Source organism: Allobosea sp. CRIB-10, from assembly GCF_900112185.1.
In the GTDB taxonomy this organism is placed as follows: Bacteria; Pseudomonadota; Alphaproteobacteria; order Rhizobiales; family Beijerinckiaceae; genus Allobosea.
Window position 1 is genome coordinate 328,669 of record NZ_FOKP01000002.1, and the last position, 20,639, is coordinate 349,307.

19 protein-coding genes and 1 pseudogene are annotated in these 20,639 nt (G+C 67.0%); 4 read left to right on the top strand and 16 right to left on the bottom strand.

Features of this window, described 5'->3' with window-relative positions:
* A complete protein-coding gene (locus BMZ69_RS04390; protein ID WP_092155232.1) occupies window positions 1-873 on the bottom strand; it encodes a branched-chain amino acid ABC transporter permease in 873 nt (290 codons plus the stop codon).
* A 177-nt stretch (window positions 874-1,050) separates the two neighbouring features.
* On the bottom strand, window positions 1,051-2,187 hold the full coding sequence (locus BMZ69_RS04395; protein ID WP_092155234.1) for an ABC transporter substrate-binding protein: 1,137 nt from the start codon (window positions 2,185-2,187) through the stop codon (window positions 1,051-1,053).
* 242 nt (window positions 2,188-2,429) lie between these two features.
* Between BMZ69_RS04395 and paaG the strand changes: the two genes are divergently transcribed.
* The 4 genes from paaG to BMZ69_RS04415 are packed head-to-tail and all read left to right on the top strand — an operon-like array spanning window position 2,430 to window position 5,610.
* Window positions 2,430-3,215, top strand: coding sequence for a 2-(1,2-epoxy-1,2-dihydrophenyl)acetyl-CoA isomerase PaaG (paaG, locus tag BMZ69_RS04400; protein ID WP_244543202.1), 786 nt, complete (start codon window positions 2,430-2,432; stop codon window positions 3,213-3,215).
* A complete protein-coding gene (gene paaI, locus BMZ69_RS04405) occupies window positions 3,212-3,658 on the top strand; it encodes a hydroxyphenylacetyl-CoA thioesterase PaaI (RefSeq protein ID WP_092155238.1) in 447 nt (148 codons plus the stop codon). Before paaG ends, paaI begins: the two co-directional genes overlap by 4 nt.
* A gap of 38 nt (window positions 3,659-3,696) precedes the next feature.
* Window positions 3,697-5,007 carry a phenylacetate--CoA ligase PaaK gene (gene paaK, locus BMZ69_RS04410; RefSeq protein WP_092155241.1) on the top strand — a complete coding sequence of 437 codons (1,311 nt, stop codon included), beginning with the start codon at window positions 3,697-3,699 and terminating at the stop codon, window positions 5,005-5,007.
* Window positions 5,008-5,013: 6 nt separating this feature from the next.
* A complete protein-coding gene (locus tag BMZ69_RS04415) occupies window positions 5,014-5,610 on the top strand; it encodes a TetR/AcrR family transcriptional regulator (protein ID WP_092155243.1) in 597 nt (198 codons plus the stop codon).
* 7 nt (window positions 5,611-5,617) lie between these two features.
* Here BMZ69_RS04415 and paaZ read toward each other — a convergent pair whose 3' ends face one another.
* From paaZ to BMZ69_RS04485, 14 genes and pseudogenes are all read right to left on the bottom strand, one after another.
* Window positions 5,618-7,678: a phenylacetic acid degradation bifunctional protein PaaZ gene (gene paaZ / locus BMZ69_RS04420; RefSeq protein ID WP_092155245.1), complete on the bottom strand. Its 2,061-nt coding sequence runs from the start codon at window positions 7,676-7,678 to the stop codon at window positions 5,618-5,620.
* Window positions 7,679-7,724: 46 nt separating this feature from the next.
* Window positions 7,725-8,489: a Phenylacetic acid catabolic protein gene (locus tag BMZ69_RS04425; protein WP_092155247.1), complete on the bottom strand. Its 765-nt coding sequence runs from the start codon at window positions 8,487-8,489 to the stop codon at window positions 7,725-7,727.
* On the bottom strand, window positions 8,479-9,552 hold the full coding sequence (gene paaE / locus BMZ69_RS04430) for a 1,2-phenylacetyl-CoA epoxidase subunit PaaE (protein WP_092155249.1): 1,074 nt from the start codon (window positions 9,550-9,552) through the stop codon (window positions 8,479-8,481). Before paaE ends, BMZ69_RS04425 begins: the two co-directional genes overlap by 11 nt.
* A gap of 7 nt (window positions 9,553-9,559) precedes the next feature.
* On the bottom strand, window positions 9,560-10,066 hold the full coding sequence (paaD, locus tag BMZ69_RS04435; RefSeq protein ID WP_092155251.1) for a 1,2-phenylacetyl-CoA epoxidase subunit PaaD: 507 nt from the start codon (window positions 10,064-10,066) through the stop codon (window positions 9,560-9,562).
* A gap of 10 nt (window positions 10,067-10,076) precedes the next feature.
* Window positions 10,077-10,844 carry a 1,2-phenylacetyl-CoA epoxidase subunit PaaC gene (gene paaC, locus BMZ69_RS04440; protein WP_092155253.1) on the bottom strand — a complete coding sequence of 256 codons (768 nt, stop codon included), beginning with the start codon at window positions 10,842-10,844 and terminating at the stop codon, window positions 10,077-10,079.
* A complete protein-coding gene (gene paaB, locus BMZ69_RS04445; RefSeq protein ID WP_038360406.1) occupies window positions 10,844-11,128 on the bottom strand; it encodes a 1,2-phenylacetyl-CoA epoxidase subunit PaaB in 285 nt (94 codons plus the stop codon). The genes paaC and paaB overlap by 1 nt, the downstream gene beginning before the upstream one ends.
* Window positions 11,129-11,156: 28 nt before the next feature.
* On the bottom strand, window positions 11,157-12,161 hold the full coding sequence (gene paaA, locus BMZ69_RS04450) for a 1,2-phenylacetyl-CoA epoxidase subunit PaaA (RefSeq protein WP_092155256.1): 1,005 nt from the start codon (window positions 12,159-12,161) through the stop codon (window positions 11,157-11,159).
* Between the two features lie 28 nt (window positions 12,162-12,189).
* A pseudogene (pcaF, locus tag BMZ69_RS04455) lies at window positions 12,190-13,394 on the bottom strand (3-oxoadipyl-CoA thiolase).
* Window positions 13,395-13,772: 378 nt separating this feature from the next.
* A complete protein-coding gene (locus BMZ69_RS04460; RefSeq protein WP_092155258.1) occupies window positions 13,773-14,519 on the bottom strand; it encodes a siderophore-interacting protein in 747 nt (248 codons plus the stop codon).
* The gene (locus BMZ69_RS04465; RefSeq protein WP_092155473.1) at window positions 14,516-15,625 is read right to left on the bottom strand and encodes a TroA family protein; all 1,110 of its coding nucleotides are present in this window, start codon (window positions 15,623-15,625) and stop codon (window positions 14,516-14,518) included. The genes BMZ69_RS04460 and BMZ69_RS04465 overlap by 4 nt, the downstream gene beginning before the upstream one ends.
* Before the next feature lie 19 nt (window positions 15,626-15,644).
* The gene (locus tag BMZ69_RS04470) at window positions 15,645-18,125 is read right to left on the bottom strand and encodes a TonB-dependent receptor (RefSeq protein ID WP_244543203.1); all 2,481 of its coding nucleotides are present in this window, start codon (window positions 18,123-18,125) and stop codon (window positions 15,645-15,647) included.
* Window positions 18,126-18,229: 104 nt separating this feature from the next.
* Complete coding sequence (locus BMZ69_RS04475; RefSeq protein ID WP_092155260.1) at window positions 18,230-19,180, bottom strand: FecR family protein; 951 nt, start codon at window positions 19,178-19,180, stop codon at window positions 18,230-18,232.
* Between the two features lie 112 nt (window positions 19,181-19,292).
* Entirely contained in the window at window positions 19,293-19,817 is a 525-nt protein-coding gene (locus tag BMZ69_RS04480; RefSeq protein WP_092155262.1) for an RNA polymerase sigma factor, read from the bottom strand.
* 114 nt (window positions 19,818-19,931) lie between these two features.
* Window positions 19,932-20,639, bottom strand: coding sequence for an ABC transporter ATP-binding protein (locus BMZ69_RS04485; protein WP_092155265.1), 708 nt, complete (start codon window positions 20,637-20,639; stop codon window positions 19,932-19,934).

Below are 20,639 nucleotides of genomic sequence, written 5' to 3' on the forward strand. Positions count from 1 at the left end.
TCACACCCGGTCCATGGCCTTGCGGCCGAACAGCCCTTGAGGCCGGGCGAACAGGATCACGAGGATCAGGATGAAGGCGACGGCGTCCTTGTAGACCGAACTGACATAGCCGGCGGTGAGCGCCTCGATCAGCCCGAGCAGCAGGCCGCCGACCAGCGCACCAGCCGGAACGCCCATGCCGCCGAGCATGGCGGCGGCGAAGCCCTTCAGCGCCATCGCCACGCCGAGATCATAGCTGGTCAGGGTGATCGGGGTGACCAGCACGCCAGCGAGCGCGCCGATCGCGGCCGAGACGGCGAAGCTCAGCGTCATCATGTGGTTGGGGTTGATGCCGACGAGGCTCGCGGCGATGCGGTTGTTGGCGGTAGCGAGCACGGCCTTGCCGGTGAGCGTGCGGGCGAAGAACAGCCAGAGCGCTAGGAAGACCGCGACCGCCCCGGCGATGACCCAGAGGCTCTGCGGCAGCATCGTCGCGCCGAGGATCCGGAGCGGATCGTCACCGGAGAAGCTCGGAAAGCGGTGGAGTTGCTTGTCGAAGACGAGCTGGGCGCTGCCGCGCAAGAAGATCGAGGCGCCGATGGTGATGATGATCAGGCTGGCGACGGGCGCACCACGCGCCGGCTCGATCGCCAGCTTGTTGAGGAGCACGCCGATCGTCGCGGCGGCGAGGATGGCGAGCAGCGCCGCCAGCGGCAGCGGGATGCCGGCCTGCCAGGCGAAGAAGGTGATCATGCCGCCGAGCATGACGAACTCGCCCTGGGCGAAGTTCACCACGTCGGAGGCGTTGTAGATCAGGGTGAAGCCGAGCGCGACCAGCGCATAGACCGCCCCGACCGTCACGCCCGACAACAGGTATTGGAGAAGTTCCGCCACTCTCTGCTCCCCGTGGCCAGATCAGATGCTGAAGGCCAAGCCAGCTCGTCATGCTCGCCCTTGTGGCGAGCATCCACGTCTTGAACACCGCCTTGCCCGAAGGAAGACGTGGATGGTCGGGACAAGCCCGACCATGACGGATAGGGCTGCGCTCAATGACCTCGGGTCGCGCCCCGCCTACTGCACCAGCGCCCAGTTGCCGCCCTTGATCTCGAGCATACGGAAGGCGGAGAGGTCGAGGCCGAGATGGTCTGATGCCGCCAGGTTGAAGGTACCGGTGACGCCGACGAAGCCCTTGGTGCCCTCGAGCGCGTCGCGGATCGCCTTCGGCTCGGCCTTGCCGGCACGCTTGATCGCATCGACCAGCAAACGCAGGCCGTCATGCGCATAGCCGCCGAAGGTGGAGGCCGGCTGGTTGAACTTGGCCTGATAGGCGCTCGTATAGGCGGAGACGACCGCCTTCTGCGGGTCGTTCGCCGGCAGGAGATTGGCGACGAGGACGGCTGTACCGGGCAGGCGCACGCCTTCAGAGGCCGGGCCGGCGAGATCGATGAAGCTCTTCGAGGCGACGCCGTGCGACTGGTAGAGCGGCGTCTTGATGCCGAGCTGGCCATAATTGCGGGTCACGATCGCCGGACCCTGGCCGAAGCCGGGATTGAGGATCGCCTGCACCTCGCCCTTTGAGCGGATATTGGTGAGCTGCGGGGTCATGTCGGCGTCGTTCGGGCCATAGGTCTCCTCGGCCAGCACGGTGATGCCGAACTCGCCGATGACCTGCAGGCACTGCTTGCGCATCGAGGCGCCGAAGCCGTCCGAGCCGGAGATCAGGGCGATCTTGCTGAAGCCCTTGGCCTTCATGTCCTCGAAGATCTTGCGGCAGGCCATCCGGTCGGTATGCGGCGTCTTGAAGACGAAGGGCTTGACCGGATCGATGATCTCGATCGCGCCAGCCAGCGAGATGAACGGGATCTTGGCGTTCTCGACCACCGAGACGATCGACATGGTGGTGCCGGTGGTCGAGCCGCCGACGATGGCGACGACCTCGTCGTCCTCGACCAGGCGGGTGGCGAAGGTCCGGGCCTTGTTCGGGTCGCCGCCATCGTCATAGAGGACGAGCTTGATCTTCTGGCCGAGCACGCCGCCGGCCGCATTGATCTCGTCGACCAGCAGCTTGAGGGTCTTGGCCTCGGGGTCGCCGAGCGAGGAAGCCGGTCCGGTCTCGGAAACCGAGGCGCCGATCTTGATGTCGGCGAAGGCCGGGCCAGCCAGGCCGAGCGTCAGCGCGAGCGCGCTGCCGATAACTCCGAACTTCATTGTTTCCTCCACGGTCCAAGCGCTTTCGTGCCGAAGCGCCCTTGTTTTCATGCCGCGCGGCTGAGGCCTCAGAGCGCGGTCGTTATCGTTTCCCCGCAGGCTCGATGCCGGCCGCGGACAGGCTGGGCCCATCCACGGCGCTCGCGCCTTCGTTGAGTTAATAATTGACCGACCGTTCGGACTATGCAAGGAATTTTTTGAAGCGACGGCCCAAAGGCCGCGACGTCATGGGAGGAAGGCTGGTGTCCGACACGGTCAAGGTGGAGCTCGCCGACGGCCTGCTGCGGCTGACGCTCAATCGTCCCGACAAGCTCAATGCCTTCAATGACGCGATGCATCTGGCGCTGCGCGCCGGTTTCCAGCGTGCGCATGACGAGAGCGAGGTCCGCGCTGTCCTGCTGACGGGGGCCGGGCGTGGCTTCTGCGCCGGCCAGGACCTGGGCGATCGCGACCCGCGCAAGGAGATGGCGCCGGATCTCGGCCGCACGATCGAGACCTTCTACAATCCCCTCATCCGGCTGATCCGGAGCCTCGACAAGCCGGTGATCTGCGCGGTCAACGGCGTGGCGGCCGGCGCGGGCGCCAATATCGCGATCGCCTGCGACATCGTGCTGGCCGCCCGCTCGGCCAAGTTCATCCAGGCCTTCTCCAAGATCGGCCTCGTGCCCGATTCCGGCGGCACTTGGAGCCTCGCGCAACTGCTCGGCGAAGCCCGCGCCAAGGCGCTCGCCCTGACGGCGGAACCGCTGACGGCCGAGACCGCAGCTTCCTGGGGCCTGATCTGGCGCGCCGTCGACGACGCCGAATTGATGAGCGAGGCCGAGGCGCTCGGCAGGAGGCTCGCCGCTGGCCCGACCTTCGGGCTCGGCCTGATCAAGCAGGCGATCCAGGCCTCGGCTGGCAACACGCTCGACCAGCAGCTCGATCTCGAGCGCGATTTGCAGCGCCAGGCCGGTCGCAGCGCCGACTATGCCGAGGGCGTCCTCGCCTTCCTCGACAAGCGCCAGCCGAAGTTCAGCGGACGATGAGCCTCGACTTCTCCGATCCGCTCGCCGTCGCCCGCGCTTCTGCCGCCGCGATGTGGGAGAAGGACCTCGCCTCCCGCAGCCTCGGCATGAGTCTCGATGCGGTCGGTCCCGGCGAGGCGACGCTGTCGCTGACCGTCACGGCCGCGATGACCAACGGCCACAAGACCTGCCATGGCGGCTACATCTTCACCCTGGCAGACTCGGCCTTCGCCTTCGCCTGCAACAGCTACAACCAGAATACCGTCGCGCAGCATTGCTCGGTGACCTTCCTGCGCCCGGCCTTCGAGGGCGACCGCCTCACCGCAAGCGCCCGCGAAGTCTCGCGCATCGGCCGCGGCGGCATCTACGACATCAAGGTGACGAACCAGAACGGCGAGCATGTCGCGGAATTCCGCGGCCACTCCCGCACCGTCAAGGGCACGCCGATACCCGAGCCGGGCTGAACGTTCCGGCCGAAACAAGACAAAAGCGGAGGACACCCATGGAAGACCTTTCGCCCCGTCCGGGCGATCTCGATCCCATCGAAACCGCCTCCCGGGACGAAATCTCGGCGCTCCAGCTCAAGCGCCTGAAGACGACGCTCGACCACGCCTATCGCAACTCGCCGCACTACCGGGCGAAGTTCGACGAGGCCGGCGTCCATCCCGAGGATCTCAGGACGCTGTCCGACCTCTCGAAATTCCCGTTCACGGTGAAGCAGGACCTGCGCGACACCTATCCGTTCGGGATGTTCGCGGTGCCTCAGGACAAGGTCGCGCGCATCCATGCCTCCTCCGGCACGACGGGCAAGCCGACGGTCGTCGGCTATACCCAGAACGACATCGAGATGTGGGCGACCTGCGTCGCCCGCTCGATCCGGGCGGCGGGCGGACGGCCGGGCGACATCTGCCATGTCGCCTATGGCTACGGCCTGTTCACCGGCGGCCTCGGCGCCCATTACGGCGCCGAGAAGCTCGGCTGCACGGTGATCCCGATCTCCGGCGGCATGACCGAGCGCCAGGTCTGCCTGATCCAGGACTTCAAGCCGCGCATCATCATGGTGACGCCGTCCTATATGCTGTCGATCCTCGACGAGTTCCGGCGCCAGGGCATCGACCCGCGCAGCTCCTCGCTCGCCGTCGGCATCTTCGGCGCCGAGCCCTGGACCAATGCGATGCGCGAGGAGATCCAGCAGGATTTCGACATGCATGCCGTCGACATCTACGGCCTATCGGAGGTGATCGGCCCCGGCGTCGCCAGCGAATGCGTCGAGACCAAGGATGGTTTGCACGTCTGGGAGGACCATTTCTACCCGGAGATCATTAACCCTGAGACCGGCGAGGTCCTGCCCGATGGCGAGATGGGCGAACTGGTCTTCACCTCCCTGACCAAGGAGGCGCTGCCGATCATCCGCTACCGCACGCGCGACTTGACCCGGCTCCTGCCCGGCACGGCGCGGGCGATGCGCCGAATCGAGAAGATCACCGGCCGCAGCGACGACATGATGATCCTGCGCGGCGTCAACATCTTCCCGACGCAGATCGAGGAGCAGCTGCTGAAATGCGGTGGGCTCGCCCCGCATTTCCAGATCGAGCTCGTGCGCGCCGGCCGGATGGACGACATGGTCGTGCATGTCGAGGCGATGCCGCACGCCGCCAATGCCGCCGCGCGCGCCTCGTCAGCCAAGGAACTTGCGCACCACATCAAAAGCGTGGTGGGGGTGAGCACCAAGATTGAGGTCGGCGATCCCGATTCGGTCGAGCGTTCGGCCGGCAAAGCGAGACGCGTCGTCGACAACCGGCCGAAAGGATAACAGGCGATGGCCCGGACCAGGGCTGCGGATTTCGACGAGAAGCGGCGCAGCATCCTCGACAGCGCCGCGGCCGTCTTCGCCAAGCTCGGCATGGAGCGCGCCTCGATGGCGCAGATCGCCCAGGAGAACAACGTCTCCAAGGCGCTGCTCTACCATTACTATCCGAGCAAGGACCTGCTCATCTTCGATATCGGCCGCACCCATCTCGTCGAGCTGGAGGCGGCGATCATCGAGGCCGACCGGCCCGATCTCGAGCCAAGGGCGCGCCTGCGCCATCTGATCGGCGGCGTGCTCGAGAATTATCGCACCGCCTCGAACTTCCACCAGGTCCTGCTCAACGGCACCGGCTCGCTGACCGATGCCCAGAGGTTGGACCTGCGCGAGATGGAGCGCCGCATCGTCAAGGCGTTCTCGGACGTGCTGGTCGATATCAACCCGGCGCTGGCGAAAAGCAGCGCCGGTGTGACGCCGGTCACCATGTCGCTCTTCGGCATCCTGAACTGGGTCTACACCTGGTTCCGGCCGAGCGGCGCGCTCAGCCGCGAAGGCTATGCCGACATGGTCACCGCGTTGTTCCTCGACGGCGCCAGCGCGATGAAATAGGCCGCGCTCACGCCGGCCAGGTCTTCGCCACCATGGTCAGCACATCGTATTGCGCGACGAGCTGGGCCTCCTGATTGGTCACCGTGCAGTCCCAGCGCACCTCGCCATATCCTTCCGTCTCGCGCGGATTGATCTGCTTGCAGGTCAAGGTCACCTGCAGCGCGTCGCCCGGATTGACCGGCGTCAGGAAGCGCAGCGCATCGACGCCGTAATTGGCGAGCACCGGGCCCGGCGCCGGATCGACGAACAGGCCGGCCGCGAACGACACGATCAGATAGCCATGCGCGACGCGCCCGTCGAAGAACGGGTTCGCCTTGGCGGCCTCCTCGTCCATATGGGCGTAGAAGGTGTCGCCGGTGAAATGGGCGAAATGCTCGATGTCCTCCAGCGTCACCGTGCGCGAGGCCGTGACGAACTGGTCGCCGATCTCCAGTTCGGCCAGCGACTTGCGGAAGGGGTGGATGCCGTCCTGACGCGTCTTCGCGCCCTGCATCCAGCGCCCGGTGACCTCAGACAGCAGCCAGGGCGCGCCCTGGACGGCGGTGCGCTGCATATAGTGCTTGACCGAGCGCATGCCGCCCAGCTCCTCGCCGCCGCCGGCACGGCCCGGGCCGCCATGGACCAGCACCGGCAAGGGTGAGCCATGGCCGGTCGAGGATTTGGCGCTGACGCGGTTGCCGAGCATGACGCGGCCATGCCACGGCCCGAGCGCCTCCACGGCCTCCCGCGCAAAGGCGGCATCGTTGGTGAAGACCGAGGCGACCAGGCTACCCTTGCCGCGCCGGGCCAGCTCCGCCGCTTCCTCGGCAGTCTCGTACGGGATGATCGTGCTGACCGGGCCGAAGGCCTCGACATCGTGCACGGCCTTGGCGGAGCCGGGCTTGTCACAATAGAGCAGCACGGGGCTCAGGAACGCACCGGCCTCAGCATCGCCCGAAGTCAGCTTCGCGTGGCTGGGATCGCCGGCGACGATCTCGGCATCCCCCTGCAGTTCGGCGATGCGGGCGCGGACCTCGTCGCGTTGGGCGAGGCTGGCAAGTGGCCCCATCCTGGTCGCCTCCTCGCCGGGATTGCCGAGCGCGGTCCTGGCGAGCCGCTCGCCGAGCGCCTTGATCAATGGCTCGACCGTAGCGCGCGGCGCGATCACGCGGCGGATCGCCGTGCATTTCTGCCCGGCCTTCACCGTCATCTCGCGGGCAACCTCCTTGACGAAAAGGTCGAACTCCTTGGTACCGGCGATCGCATCGGGGCCCAGGATCGCGGCGTTGAGCGAATCCGCCTCCATGGTGAAGCGCACGGAATTCTCGACGATCGCCTTGTGCGCCCGAAGCTTGCGGCCGGTAGCGGCCGAGCCGGTGAAAGTGACGACATCCTGGCAGTCGACATGGTCGAGCAGGTCGCCGACCGAGCCGCTGATCAATTGCAGCGCCCCCTTTGGCAGGATGCCGGTCGCGATGATCTTCCGAACCATCAATTCGGTCAGATAGGCGGTCTGGCTCGCCGGCTTGACGATCGCCGGCATGCCGGCGAGCAGCGTCGGCGCCAGCTTCTCCAGCATGCCCCAGCACGGGAAGTTGAAGGCGTTGATGTGGATCGCGACGCCTTCCAGCGGCGTCAGGATGTGCTGGCCGGAGAAGCTGTTGTCACGCGAGAGCGCCTCGACATCGCCGTCGACGAGAGTGCGCGTGTTCGGCAGTTCGCGCCGGCCCTTGGAGGCATAGGACAGCAAGGTGCCGACGCCGCCCTCGATGTCGATCCAGCTGTCGGTGCGCGTCGCGCCGGTGGCGGTGGAGAGAGCATAGAACTCCTCCTTCGCCTCCATCAGCGCCTGGCCGAGCGCCTTCAGCATCAAGGCGCGCTCGTGGAAGCTGAGCTTGCGCAGCGCCGGGCCGCCGGCCTCGCGGCCATGGTTCAGGGCGCGCTTCATGTCGAGGCCGCTGGCGTCGATCAGCGCGACCTCCGCGCCGGTCGCCGCGTCGAGCAGCGGCACGGCCTTGCCGGCGCCGCGGACCCAGTCCCCGGCGATATAGGATTCGAGCTGGCGGACGGTCTTCACTGGCGCGTTCATCCCTGAAGTTTCCTTGTCGATCGCGATGTGCGGTTGGATGTGCCGGTCAGGCCATGCCGATGGTGCGCAGCAGCTCGTCGACCTGCCGCTCCCAGGCGGCGGCGAGCTCGGCGTTGCCGGTGTGGCGCAGACCGAACTTCCTCTGCGTCTCGAAATGCGCCGAGCTGCCGCGGCCGAAGCTCGCGGCGACGCGCGGGCGCCAATAGGCGAGCGCAGCGGCGACCTGCGGCCGATTGGCTGCATCCTCAAGTAGCTTGCGCAAACCTTCCTCGCCCAGCTCGGTGTGCCGACGCTCGCGCGGCAGAATGGCGCGGAAAATCTCGGCCAGCGGCTGGTAGGAAAGCCCGGCGAATTCCTCGATCTGAATCACCACGGCCTGGCCCATCAACACGTTCATCACGACCGCGTCGAGCCAGCCCTGCAGCGGGTAGTGCAGCACGGCAAGCCGCATGTCGGCGCCGTGGCGGGCAGCACCGAGATCGCTGTCGCGAGCGACACGCTCGGCCCAAGGGTGATGATTGGCATAGCGCGAGATGTCGGCGCCGAACTCGCCCATCACGGCGAGCACGCGCTCGGCATGGTCGAGCTTCTCAAGCACGATGCGGGAGGCGGCGATGCGCTCCTTGATGCCCGGCCCCTGGTTGATGATATCCGCGAAGCCTGCGGCACCCGCCAGCTCGCTGTCGACGAAGGTCGCCATCAGCCGCAGCAATTCGCCGCGATAGCGCGGCGGCGCGTTCTCCGGCGTGGTCAGCTTGCCGCCCTGCGCCAGATAGGCTTCGAGCGGCATGGTGTCGGTGTCACTGGTCATAGGTCACCACCACCCGGTCGGAGAGCGGATAGCACTGGCAGCTCAGCACATAGCCCTGGCGGACTTCGTAGTCTTCCAGGGCATGGTTGGTCGCCATCTCGACCTCGCCCTCGACGACCATGGCGCGGCAGGTCGAGCACACGCCCGCCTTGCAGGCATAGGGGGCATCGAGGCTGGCGCCGAGCGCGGCTTCCAGAATGGTCTGCCCGGTCTTGGCCATCTCGATCACGCGCGTCGTGCCGTCGAGCGTGATCGTCGCGGTGCAGGTCGCGGCCTTGCCGGTGTCGGCGGCCGTCCTGACGACATGTTTGCCGCGGCGCGGCGCCGAGGCAAACAGCTCGAATTTGATCTGGTCGTCGCGCAGGCCATGCTCACGCAATGCCGCCGCGATCGCCAGCATCATCGGCTCCGGCCCGCAGATGAAGGCCATGTCGATGGCGGCGATGTTGATCCAGCCCTTGAACAGCCTGGCGCATTTCTCGGCGTCGATGCGGCCGGAGAAGAGCTCGACCTCCTGCGCCTCGCTCTCCAGCACATGCACGACGTTGAAGCGGCCGAGATGGGTGTTCTTGATGTCCTCCAGCTCCTCGCGGAACATGATCGAGCTGACAGAGCGGTTGCCGTAGACCAAGGTGAAACGGGAGCCCGGCTCGCGCGCCAATGTCGTCTTGATCAGCGAGAGCACCGGCGTGATGCCGCTGCCGCCGGCGAAAGCGAGATAATGCCGCTTCTCCTCCGGCTTCAGCGGCACATGGAAGGCGCCCATCGGCGGCATCGCCTCGACCACGTCGCCGGGCTTCAGCTCCTCGTTGGCCCAGGTCGAGAAGGCACCGCCATCGACGCGCTTGATGCCGACCTTGAGGATGCCCTCGTCCTTGCCGGCGCAGATCGAATAGGAGCGGCGCAATTCCTCGCCCTCGAAATCCCTGCGGAAGGTCAGGTACTGGCCTTGCGTGAAGTCGAAGGCGGCGCGGTCCTCCGCGCGTGGCGCGAGCGTGACGACCACCGCATCGCGCGTCTCGCGGCGGATATCGGCGACCTCCAGCGGAAAGAAGCGGGCCATCGGTCCCTCAGATGCTCTTGAAGTAGTCGAACGGTTCGAGGCAGTCGGTGCAGCGGAAATGCGCCTTGCACGGCGTCGAGCCGAACTGGCTGATGCGCTCGGTCCGCTGCGAGCCACAGCGCGGGCAGGACACCTGAAGCGGCACCAGCGCTCCGGCGCAGGCGGCGGTGCCTTCGACCGGCGGGGCGATGCCGTATTCGCGCAATTTGGCGCGGCCCTCGGCGCTGATCCAGGCGGTGGTCCAGGCCGGCGACAATTGCCGCTTGAGCCTGAGCTTCTCGATGCCGTGCTCGCGCAGGCCGCGCTCGATCTCGAAATTGATCACGCCCGTCGCCGGGCAGCCGGAATAGGTCGGGGTCACCGTCACCTCCAGCAGGTCGCCGGCGGCCCAGGCGACGTCGCGGATGATGCCGAGATCGACCAGCGAGATCACCGGGATCTCGGGATCGGGAATCTCGCCGAGCCAGGACCAGATCTCGGCGACGGCCGGGCGGGAGATGGTGGCGGCGTCCATCAGCGCCTCCTCACCAGCTGGCGCCGGGATAGGCGCGCTGCAGGAACTGCATCTCGGCGAGGATGTAGCCGAGATGCTCGGAATGGACGCCGCGGCGGCCGCCCTTCTGGGCGAAGCTCTTCTCCGGCGCCTTCAACGTCGCCTCGGCGAAGGTGCGCGTGACATGCTCCTGCCAGGCGGCCTTCAGCGATCCCGGCTCCGGCGCTAGACCGGCGGCCACCAGCTCCTCGTCGAGCGCATCGGCGAGGAACATCTCGCCGGTATAGGGCCAGAGAAAGTCCACAGCCGCCTGCATGCGGGTGTGGCTTTCCGCCGTGCCGTCGCCGAGGCGGACGACCAGATCGGCGCTGCGCTCAAGATGATAGGCGACTTCCTTGGAGGCTTTCTCGGCGATCTCGGCGATACGCTTGTCCGCCGAGCCCATCAGCGCCTTGAGCAGCGGCAGATGCCAGGCGTCGAACAGATATTGCCGCATCAGCGTGCGGCCGAAATCGCCATTGGGCTGCTCGACCAGCAGGAGATTGCGATAGCCGGAGACGTCGCGCAGGAAGGCGATCTCGTCGGGCCTACGGCCCTTGCCCTCGGCCTCGCAGGCGAGCCCGAGCCAGAGCTGGGTCTGGCCGATCAGATCGAGCGCGGTGTTGGCGAGCGCGATGTCCTCTTCGAGGGCCGGGGCATGGCCGCACCATTCCGAATTGCGATGGCCGAGGATCAGGCAATTGTCGCCCATGCGCAGCGCGAACTCGGCGACCGCCGGCGAGAGGCCCACAGCGCTCATCACATGTGTCCCACTTCGTCCGGCACGTCGAAGAAGGTCGGGTGCCGGTAGACCTTGGCGTTGGCGGGATCGAAGAGAGGCCCCTTGTCGGAAGGCGCGCTGGCGACGATGTCGGCCGAGCGCACCACCCAGATGCTGACGCCCTCATTGCGGCGCGTATAGACGTCTCGGGCATTGAGGATCGCCATCTCAGCGTCCGGCGCGTGCAGGCTGCCGACATGCCGGTGGTTGAGGCCGTGCTGGCCGCGGATGAAGACCTCCCAGAGGGGCCATTCGCTGGACATTGCTTGCTTCCTTGCGCTGCCGGCGTTGCTATTCGGCTGCGATACGGGCGGCCTGGCGCCGCGCCGCCTGCTTGCTCGCATGGGCGGTCAGCCCGTCGCGGAACCAGGCACCGTCGTTCCAGGCCTTGCGGCGCGCCTCGAGTCGTTCGTGGTTGCACGGGCCTTCACCTGAGATCACCGCGAAGAACTCGGTCCAGTCCGGCTCGCCGAAATCATGACCGCCCTTTGCCTCGTTCCACTTCAGCGCGGGATCGGGGACGGTGAGGCCGAGATACTTGGCCTGCGGCACGGTCTGGTCGACGAATTTCTGGCGCAGCTCGTCATTCGAGTTCTGCTTGATCTTCCAGGCCATCGACTGGGCCGAGTGGACCGAGGCATCGTCGGAGGGGCCGAACATCATCAGCGACGGCCACCACCAGCGATCGAGCGCGTCCTGCGCCATCGCCTTCTGCTCCGGCGTGCCCTTGCTGAGCACGGTCATGATGTCGAAGCCCTGGCGCTGGTGGAAGCTCTCCTCCTTGCAGATGCGCACCATGGCGCGGGCGTAAGGCCCGTAGGAACAGCGCTGCAACGGCACCTGGTTCATGATCGCCGCGCCATCGACCAGCCAGCCGATCGCGCCGATATCGGCCCAGCTCAGCGTCGGATAGTTGAAGATCGAGGAGTACTTCGCCTTGCCGGAGTGGAGTTGCTCGTACATCTGGTCGCGGCTGATGCCGAGCGTCTCCGCCGCGCAGTAGAGATAGAGGCCGTGGCCGGCCTCGTCCTGGACCTTGGCGAGCAGGATCGCCTTGCGCTCAAGCGTCGGGGCGCGCGTGATCCAGTTGCCTTCCGGCAATTGGCCGACGATCTCGGAATGGGCGTGCTGGCTGATCTGGCGGATCAGCGTCTTGCGATAATCCTCCGGCATCCACTCCTTCGGCTCGATCTTCTGGCCGGCATCGATGCGCTCCTGGAAGGCGCGCTCCTGCGGCTCCATCTCGTCGAGGCTGCGGACCCGCTTCGCCTCGGTCTTGACCATCTGGGCATACATCGGCCTGCCTCCTGTTCCGGTTCGCGCGTCAGACGCGCTCGAGGATCACTGCAATCCCCTGCCCCACCCCGACGCACATCGTGCACAGGGCGTAACGCCCGCCGCTGCGCTGGAGTTGCCACATCGCCGTCGTCGCCAGCCGGGCGCCGCTCGCGCCGAGCGGATGGCCGAGCGCAATCGCGCCGCCATTCGGATTCACCTGCGGGGCATCGTCGGGAAGACCGAGCTCGCGCAGCACCGCGAGCCCCTGCGCCGCAAAGGCTCGTTGAGCTCGATCACATCCATCTGTCCGAGCTCCAACCCGGCGCGCTGCAAGACCTTGCGTACCGCCGGCACCGGGCCGATGCCCATGATGCGCGGCGCGACGCCGGCCGCAGCCATGGCGACGACACGGGCACGCGGCGTCAGGCCGTTGGCCTTCGCCGCCGTCTCGCTCGCCACGATCAGCGCTGCCGAGCCGTCATTGACGCCCGAGGCGTTGCCGGCGGTGACGCTGAGATCGAGGCCGTTGACGCCCTTGAGCCTGGCCAATTGCTCGAGCGTCACATCGGGGCGCGGGTGCTCGTCGCGGTCGACGATGACAGGATCACCCTTCTTCTGCGGCACGGAGACCGGCGCCATCTCGTCGGCGAACCGGTTGGCGGCCTGGGCGGCGGCCCAGCGCTGCTGGCTGCGCAGCGCGAAGGCGTCCTGATCCGCGCGCGAAACGCCGAAATCGGCGGCGACATTGTCGGCCGTCTCCGGCATGGAATCGATGCCGAAAGCCTTCTTCAGCTTCGCGTTGACGAAGCGCCAGCCGATCGTGGTGTCGTAGACCGCATTGGCGCGCGAGAAGGCGGCATCGGCTTTCGGCATGACGAAAGGCGCGCGCGACATGCTCTCGACGCCGCCGGCGATCATCAGCTCGCAATCGCCGGCGCGGATCGAGCGGGCGGCGAGCCCGAGCGCATCGAGCCCCGAGCCGCAGAGCCGGTTGACCGTGGTGCCGGGCACCTCGACCGGCAGCCCGGACAAGAGCACGGCCATGCGCGCGACATTGCGGTTGTCCTCGCCGGCCTGGTTGGCGCAGCCGAGGATGACGTCGTCGACGGCAGTCCAGTCGACGGAAGGGTTGCGCTGCATCAGCGCCGCAAGGGGGATCGCCGCGAGGTCATCGGCCCGGACACTCGAAAGCGCCCCGCCATAGCGGCCGACGGGCGTGCGAACCGCATCGCAAATGAAGGCGTCCGCCACCATTTCTCTCCCCGAAATCCGTCGTTTCGTTTTTATCAACCGACCGGTCGGTCATTTAATTGCACGAATTCGAGCAGAGATCAACAGGTCGAAGGAGCTGTTGCGACGGGCCTTGCTCGACCACTGCGCAGCGCGAGCCGGGCGCAGCGGAAAACGGGCGTAGTCAGATTGAAAATCGGGCAGGCACAGCGCCGGGCGCGTGGCCGCGTGCGCCCGGCGCGCCGCATCAGCTCCGCCGTCGTCTCAGCGCCCAGACCAGACAGGGCGCATCGATCAGCGAGACGAACAGGCCGACCCGCATCCGTCGCTTCCTGCACGGATGCGAGCAGTCAGGCTCCGCTCTGGACGTCGTCGCGCCCCCTGCCAGAACGCATGGTGTCAATCATCAACGTGATCGTGGCCGCCAATGCGCCCGGGCCGCCAGTAGCCCTCCGACGCAATGGCGGTCTTCGGCATCCCGCGTTCGACCAGATGACGGCGCCAGGAGCGGACATTGCTGGTCTCGCCGACCAGATAGGCCTGGCCCTGGCCGGAAGGCAGCTGCAGCGCCCGCAAGGCCTCCAGCACCAATGGATTCGGGCCGGGCGCGATGCCATCGCGCGCCAGCCATCGACTGGTTAGCGTCGCCAAAGTCTCGATCGGTGTTTCGTCCGAGGCCGAGGCGGTTTCGATCAGAGCGAGGACGGTCGCCGCGGCCGGCATCGTCTCAAGCATGTGGCGCAGGGCCGGCATGCCGGTCTCGTCGACGCAGAACAGATGCCAATCCGCACCCGGAGCGACGACCGTGCGACCGCGCGGGCCAAGCGCGAGCAGGGTGTCTCCAGCCTGCGCCGCCCTGGCCCAGCTCGGCGCCGGCGTCGAGCCATGCAGGACGAAATCGATGGCGAGGCGCTTCGCCTCCCGATCGAGCCAGCGGATGGTGTAGTCGCGCCGGCCGGTGCGGCCCTCCGGCAGCGGCATGCGCAGCACCAGCGCCTGGCCCGGCCGATAGTCGAGCTGGTCCAGAGCGTCGGCGGTGAAGACGACGCGGCGCAGGCGCGGCTCGACGTCGAAGGCCTCGACGACGGAGAGGTGCCACTCTTCGAGGGCAGGGCGAGATGCAGGCGCAGCAGACGCATCGGTCATGGCAGTGAGGTCCAGTAGACGCCGTCGATCGGGAAGGGCTGGAAGCGCTGGTGCAGCTGGCGCAGCAGCCTCTCCGGGTCAAGATCGGCGAAGAGTGCGGGGTGCATCCATTTGGCAAACGCCTGCACCGCCGCGACGTTGAAGGGCGAATTGTAGAAGTGGTGCCAGACCGCATGCGCCCTGCCAAGGCGCACCGCCTCCAGCTGCGAGATGCCGGTGCGCGCCATCGAGCGCTTGAGGCTTGCCTGCGCGACCTCTGCGGAAACGCCGGCGCCGAGCGCGAGCCAAGGCTTGCTGTCGGCTGAGGCGGCGCCGCCGATCGCCGTGCCGACATAGACCTGCGGCGGATGGGCGAGAAGCCATTCAAGGCTGACGGTCCCGGCCTCGCCCGGCACCATCGCCTCGGCGACATTGAAGCCGCCCGCCGCCGTGACGAAGCGGCCGATCATGCCGCGCGTCATCGTCTCGCAGCAGCTCGCATCGAGCCCGACGCGGCTTTCGACGAAGACACCGACAAGCGCCGGTTTCGCCTGCTTCAGCCGATCCTCGACCTCAGCCAGCGCCGCACGCCAGACCGTGAGGAATTCAGCTGCCTCCTTTTCGCGGCCGAGCACCTCGCCGAGCAGCTCCAGCGATTTGGGCGTGTTGACCAGGGGATCGCTGCGGAAATCGATGAAGACGATCGCCGTGCCGGTCTTCTCCAGCGCGGCGATCACTTCGCCCGACCGGGTATCCGGGCCATGACCGCCAATACCGAAGATCGCAACCTGCGGCTTCAGCGCGATCGCCTTCTCCAGGCTGAAGCTCTCCTTGGCGGCGCGGCCGATGCGGGCGATCTCGGCGATCTTCGGGAAGCGCTCGCGATAGCGGGCATAGCTTGCCGGATCGACAGCCTCGTAATCGCCCATCATCCCGACGACGCGGCCGACCGGATCGTCGCGGTCGAGGATGGCGAGAGCCGGGACATAACGGCCCTCGCCGATGATGATGCGCTCGACCTTGTCGGGAACCGTCACGGTCCTGCCGGCGAGATCGGTCACCTGCTTTGCCCCCGCCATGGCGGGGGTAAGCAGGAGAGCCAGGCTGAGCAGGGTGGTGCGCAGCATCGCGTTCACGTCCGGCGCATTAGAAATCGACCTGAGCCGAGACCACGAAGGTCCGGGGCGCTCCGACCGCCAGGAAGCCGCGCGCGGCGGAAGCCCAATAGGTCCGGTCGAAGACGTTCTCAACCGCGGCCCTCAGCACCACAGGCTTGCCGGCCGGGCCAGTGAAGGCATAGCGCAGGCCGAGATCGAAGCGCGTCCAGTCGGGGACCGATTGCGTATTCGCCTGATCGTAGAACATCTTGCTCGTGTAGATCATCCGGCCGGTGAGCGTGAGCCCGCGCACCCAGGGCAGATCGTACTCGCCATAGAGGTTGATCGCGGTGGTCGGAATGCCTGGCGCGGTCTTGCCGTTGAATCGGCCGCCGGCCGTGTCGGTGAGTTCGGCGTCCATGAAGGTGACGCCGCCGAGCAGCCTCACGCCTTCGATCGGCTCGCCGAACACCGTGAACTCGGCGCCGCGATTGACCTGCAGACCGCTGACCGAGAAGCGGTTCGTGGCCGGGTCGGTGAAGGCGTTCGGCTGCCGGATCTCGAAGAGCGAGGCCGTGACGGCCACGGTGCCGAAATCATATTTGGCTCCGACCTCCGTCTGCTTGTTCACGACGGGGGCGAAGACCTGGTTGGCGTTGACCGCCGTGGCCGGGGCGCTCGGCCCTTCGGTCAGGCCTTCGATGTAGTTGGCGTAGATCGAGAGCTTGTCGGTCGGCCGCACGACCGCCGCGACCGCGGGGCTGAAGCGCCCTTCATTATAGGTCGAGGCAAGCCTGCCCTGGGTGGGAACGGGGCGCGTGACATAGCTCTTCAAGACGATGTCCTGATAGCGCCCACCCACCGTCACCTGAACCCGATCGCCGGCGATCGAGAGCGTGTCGGCCACAGCAACGCTGCGCAGCATCAGGCTGGTGAAGAGCGGCTGGTTGCGGGACTTCGGGAAGCCCGACGTATTGATCGCGTTACGTGGCAGATGCACCGGGGCGTAGATGTTGGTCTGGAAGGTCGGCAGCGCCGGTGGGAAGAACCCGCGCGAGTAGTTCTCGTTGATCGATTGCGAGGCCGAGATGTTGACCTGATGGTCGATGAACCCGGTCTGGAACTTCGAGCGCAGGCCGATCTCGCCCGAATAGCCCCGCAGCTCCAGCGGCATGATGGCGAGGCTGTTGGTGGCGCGGCCGTCCGCGCTGGTGATCTGATAGGACGAGGACAGGAAATCCTCGCGATAGCGGCTGGCGCCGGCGGCGGCGTAGATCGTCGTGTCGGGCAGGAGATCGAATTCGACCCGGCCGGCCGCCATGTTGTAGCGGCTGTCATTGTATTCGAGCGAGCTTGAGGTGTTCCGGCGTCCGTTCGGAGCCCGTGGGATGGCGATGTTCGGCACCGCGGCATTGAACAGCGAAGTCGGCGCCGTGACGTTCTGAGTGGAATGGGCGAGATCCAGAGAGGTGCGGAAACGGTCGCCGCGATAGTCGAGGCCGAGTGCGAAGTTGCCGACCTCGATGGCATTCTTGTCGAGCGGTGTGTCGCCCTTCCGATAGGAGCCGTTGAAGCGCACGCCCCATTCCTTGGACGCGCCGAAGCGGCGACCAAGATCGACATGCGTCCAGAGCTGGGCGTCGCTGAGATAGGTCGTGGTGACGCGTGTCAGCGGCTCGTCGAAGGCGCGCTTGGGAATGAGGTTGATCGTGCCGCCGATACGGCTGACGCCGCCATTGATCAGGGCGGTGGGCCCCTTCAGGATCTCGACCCGCTCGATGCCCTCGACGACGCTGCGGCGCGGATTGGCGATATAGGCCAGGCCGTCGAAGGACGTGTCGAGATTGACGACCGAGAAGCCGCGGATGAAAAACGAATCCCGCTCGCTGAACGGCGGGGCATCGTTACGCACCGAGGGGTCGTTCTGCACGACGTCGGCGAGCGACCTCGCCTGCTGGTCCTGGATCAGCTTCGCCGTATAGCCGGTCACGTTGAAGGGCGTCGTCAGGACGGAGCGGTTTCCGAAGAAGCCGAGCCGGGTTCCCGTCGCGACCTGGCCGCCGGCATACGGCACCGGCGGCTGCCCGATCGTTCCGGTCGGCGGCGGCAGCCCGCGCGCGCCTTCGACGAGCACCTCGTCGAGCGGGATCGCGCCGGCGGGGGCCGTACCGGCCGTGGCCCTGGCCTCGACCGTGACCGAACGCGCGCCGGTGAAGCGATAGGTCAGGCCGGTGCCGGCGAGAAGGCGCTGCAGCGCGGCTTCCGGCGACTGCGCACCCGAGACGGCGCCGGAACGCTTGCCTGCGGCAAGCGAGGACGGCACGAAGATCTCGATCCGGGTCTGGCGCGAGAAGGCGATCAGGGCGGAGGACAGAGCCTGGGCAGGGATATCGATTGCGGCGTTCGTCGCCGCAGGCGTCTGTGCCGACACCGGTTGCGCAGCGAAATGGCCGATCGCCGTTCCCGCCAGCAGCGCGGCAACCATCGCCGGCCGGACTGCCAGCTGCCCGACCTTGTTCCTGCTCTTCATCGTCCGATGCCCCTGTCCGCGATCACGCGGAGCGCCGTTCTGGCGCTCCCGTTGGGGAAGACGCTCGGGGGAAGAAAACCAATTAGGCGCCGGCGCGATTTTTCTCACCAGGCGACGAGAGCGACCAGGTAATCGCTCATACGCAACAGCCGCAGGTCGAGATTGCGGGCGATGGTCTCGAGTGCCGCATCCGGGCGCTTGGCGTCGAACACGGCGGTGATACGCCGCTTGCCGAGCTCGCCGCCGAGGAGCTGGATATGGCCGCGGCGATAGCGGCCGAGTTCGCTCAGCACCGTATCGAGCGGTGTATCATGGAAGACGAGCTGATCCTGCCGCCACGCCTGGGCGGAATCGAGATCGGCCGGGCGCACGGCCGAGACGCCATTGCGGTCATAGCTGACCTCCTGGCCGGCCACGACGCCGACGGCACTGCTTCCGCTGGCGCTGACCGCGACCTTGCTCTCGGTGACGACGACCGAGACCGTCTCGCTCTGGCCGATCTTGACGTCGAATGCAGTGCCGAGCACGGCGATCTCGCCCTGGCCGGCCCCGACGACGAAAGGCCGGGCCGGATCACGCGCCACGGTGAAGAAGGCCTCGCCCGCTACCAGCCTGACAGCTCGCCGGGCATTGCCCAGGTCGACCTCGATCGCACTGGCCGGCCCGAGCTCGATACGCGAGCCGTCCGCGAGATCGACGACGCGGCGTTCGCCGATCCCGGTGCGGTAGTCGGCGAGGAGGCCGGATGGAAGCAGGCGCAGACCCGCGGTCACGGCCAGTAGCAGCATCGCCGCTGCCGCCAGCGGGCGCCAGAATGCTCGTGGCCGGCGCCGCTCTGGGCGGTCGGTGACCGGAGCGACCATTCTCGGAACTGCGACTTGATCGAGCGCGCCCCAGAGCGCTTCGAGTTCGCCCCAAGCCCGCTCATGCGCCGGATCGGCCTTCAGCCAGACGGCAAAGGCCGCCCGATCTGCTTCGGTCACCTCCTCGTCGCGCAGCATGAAGAACCACGCGACAGCGGCTTCATCGACCGCATCGGCATCGACCTTATCCATCGGCGCGCCGGTTCGGGCCGCAATGCGGTGTCCGCAGATGCATCGCGCGCCGGAACTCCATCGATCCCGCCTGTTGGCTCGTCTCGCTGTTTAGACGATCCGGCCCGGAAAACTAATTAGCACCTGGCGGATTTTTCTCGCGCATCCGTCGACGCAGCTGGTTCATGGCGTTGGCGAGATGGACCATGACCGTGTTGCGGGAGATACCGAGGCGCTGCGCGATCTCGGCATAACTCAGCTCCTCGAACTTATGGAGCAGCAGCACCTCGCGGCAGCGCGGCGGCAGGGACGAGAGCGCCGCCTCCAGCTTGAGAAACCGATCCCGCTCGACGAGACCGGTTTCGGCCGTCGGCCTGGGATCGGCGATCATCAGCGCATCGGGCGGCTCGGCCTCGAACAGCAGTTTCGCCCGCTGCTCCCGCCGCCAGTGGTCGATCGCGATCGTGTCCGCGGCGCGGCTGAGATAGGCGCTGGCGTCGCGAATGTCGCTGCGCGGCGTCCTCAGCAGGCGCAGGAACAGCTCCTGGACCGCATCGGCCGCCTGCTGAGCGCTGAGGCCGCGCCCGATCAGCCGCCGCCTGAGCCTGTCCTGCTCGGCGGCGTAGAGCGCGGCGACGCTGAGCGCGCTGTCCGACATCTGCCCTCGTGAACCCGCGCCGTGACGGCGCCCGAGAAGGGCTATCGGCATCAAGAGCAAGAAAGTCAATAAAAACAGTAGTTTAAATGAATTCCAATCTGTGACTGATCCGATTCAGACGGCCAGCTCCGCCAGGAGCTTCGCGCGGTCTGCCTCGTCCTCGGCATCGCCGCTGAGCACGATCCGCCCGCGCTCGATCACGACGAAGCGGTCGGTCACCGACAGCGCCTCGTGCACGTTCTGCTCGACCAGCAGCACGATGCAGCCGCGCTCGCGCAACTCCCGCACGATGGCGAAGACCTCGGCGACGATCATCGGCGCCAATCCCTCGCTCGGTTCATCGACCAGCACGAGCCTGGGCTCGCCGACCAGCACGCGCGCCATGGCGAGCATCTGCTGCTCGCCGCCCGACAGCGTCGTGCCGAGCTGGCGGCGGCGCTCGCCGAGGCGCGGAAAGCGGTCGTAGATCTGGTCGATGGCGGCGCGCTCGACCTTGGCTGCCCGGCCGCGCACCTGGAGCAGGCCCAGCTGCAGGTTCTCCTCGACGGTGAGGCCGGGAAAGATGCGCCGCTCCTCGGGCACCAGCCCGACGCCGGAGAGGCAGATCCGGTCGGGCGCGAGCCCGTTCAGGGATTGCCCGCCGAGCGTGATCGCGCCTTCGCTCGGCCTGACCCACCCGGCGATCGTCTTGAGCAGCGTCGTCTTGCCGACGCCGTTGCGGCCGAAGATGCCGATCACCTCGCCGGGCGCCGCCGAAAGGTCGATTCCCTGGATGACGTGGCTCAAGCCGTAATGGCTGTGCAGTCCGTTGATCGCGAGCAT

Coding starts and splice junctions, on each gene's coding strand:
- paaD (WP_092155251.1), bottom strand. CDS start 10,066: ATGGACGCCGCCACCATCTCCCGCCCGGCCGTCGCCGAGATCTGGTCC.
- BMZ69_RS04415 (WP_092155243.1), top strand. CDS start 5,014: ATGGCCCGGACCAGGGCTGCGGATTTCGACGAGAAGCGGCGCAGCATC.
- BMZ69_RS04470 (WP_244543203.1), bottom strand. CDS start 18,125: ATGAAGAGCAGGAACAAGGTCGGGCAGCTGGCAGTCCGGCCGGCGATG.
- paaK (WP_092155241.1), top strand. CDS start 3,697: ATGGAAGACCTTTCGCCCCGTCCGGGCGATCTCGATCCCATCGAAACC.
- paaI (WP_092155238.1), top strand. CDS start 3,212: ATGAGCCTCGACTTCTCCGATCCGCTCGCCGTCGCCCGCGCTTCTGCC.
- paaB (WP_038360406.1), bottom strand. CDS start 11,128: ATGTCCAGCGAATGGCCCCTCTGGGAGGTCTTCATCCGCGGCCAGCAC.
- BMZ69_RS04425 (WP_092155247.1), bottom strand. CDS start 8,489: ATGACCAGTGACACCGACACCATGCCGCTCGAAGCCTATCTGGCGCAG.
- paaA (WP_092155256.1), bottom strand. CDS start 12,161: ATGTATGCCCAGATGGTCAAGACCGAGGCGAAGCGGGTCCGCAGCCTC.
- BMZ69_RS04485 (WP_092155265.1), bottom strand. CDS start 20,639: ATGCTCGCGATCAACGGACTGCACAGCCATTACGGCTTGAGCCACGTC.
- BMZ69_RS04480 (WP_092155262.1), bottom strand. CDS start 19,817: ATGTCGGACAGCGCGCTCAGCGTCGCCGCGCTCTACGCCGCCGAGCAG.
- BMZ69_RS04465 (WP_092155473.1), bottom strand. CDS start 15,625: ATGCTGCGCACCACCCTGCTCAGCCTGGCTCTCCTGCTTACCCCCGCC.
- BMZ69_RS04460 (WP_092155258.1), bottom strand. CDS start 14,519: ATGACCGATGCGTCTGCTGCGCCTGCATCTCGCCCTGCCCTCGAAGAG.
- BMZ69_RS04475 (WP_092155260.1), bottom strand. CDS start 19,180: ATGGATAAGGTCGATGCCGATGCGGTCGATGAAGCCGCTGTCGCGTGG.
- paaC (WP_092155253.1), bottom strand. CDS start 10,844: ATGAGCGCTGTGGGCCTCTCGCCGGCGGTCGCCGAGTTCGCGCTGCGC.
- paaE (WP_092155249.1), bottom strand. CDS start 9,552: ATGGCCCGCTTCTTTCCGCTGGAGGTCGCCGATATCCGCCGCGAGACG.
- paaZ (WP_092155245.1), bottom strand. CDS start 7,678: ATGAACGCGCCAGTGAAGACCGTCCGCCAGCTCGAATCCTATATCGCC.
- BMZ69_RS04395 (WP_092155234.1), bottom strand. CDS start 2,187: ATGAAGTTCGGAGTTATCGGCAGCGCGCTCGCGCTGACGCTCGGCCTG.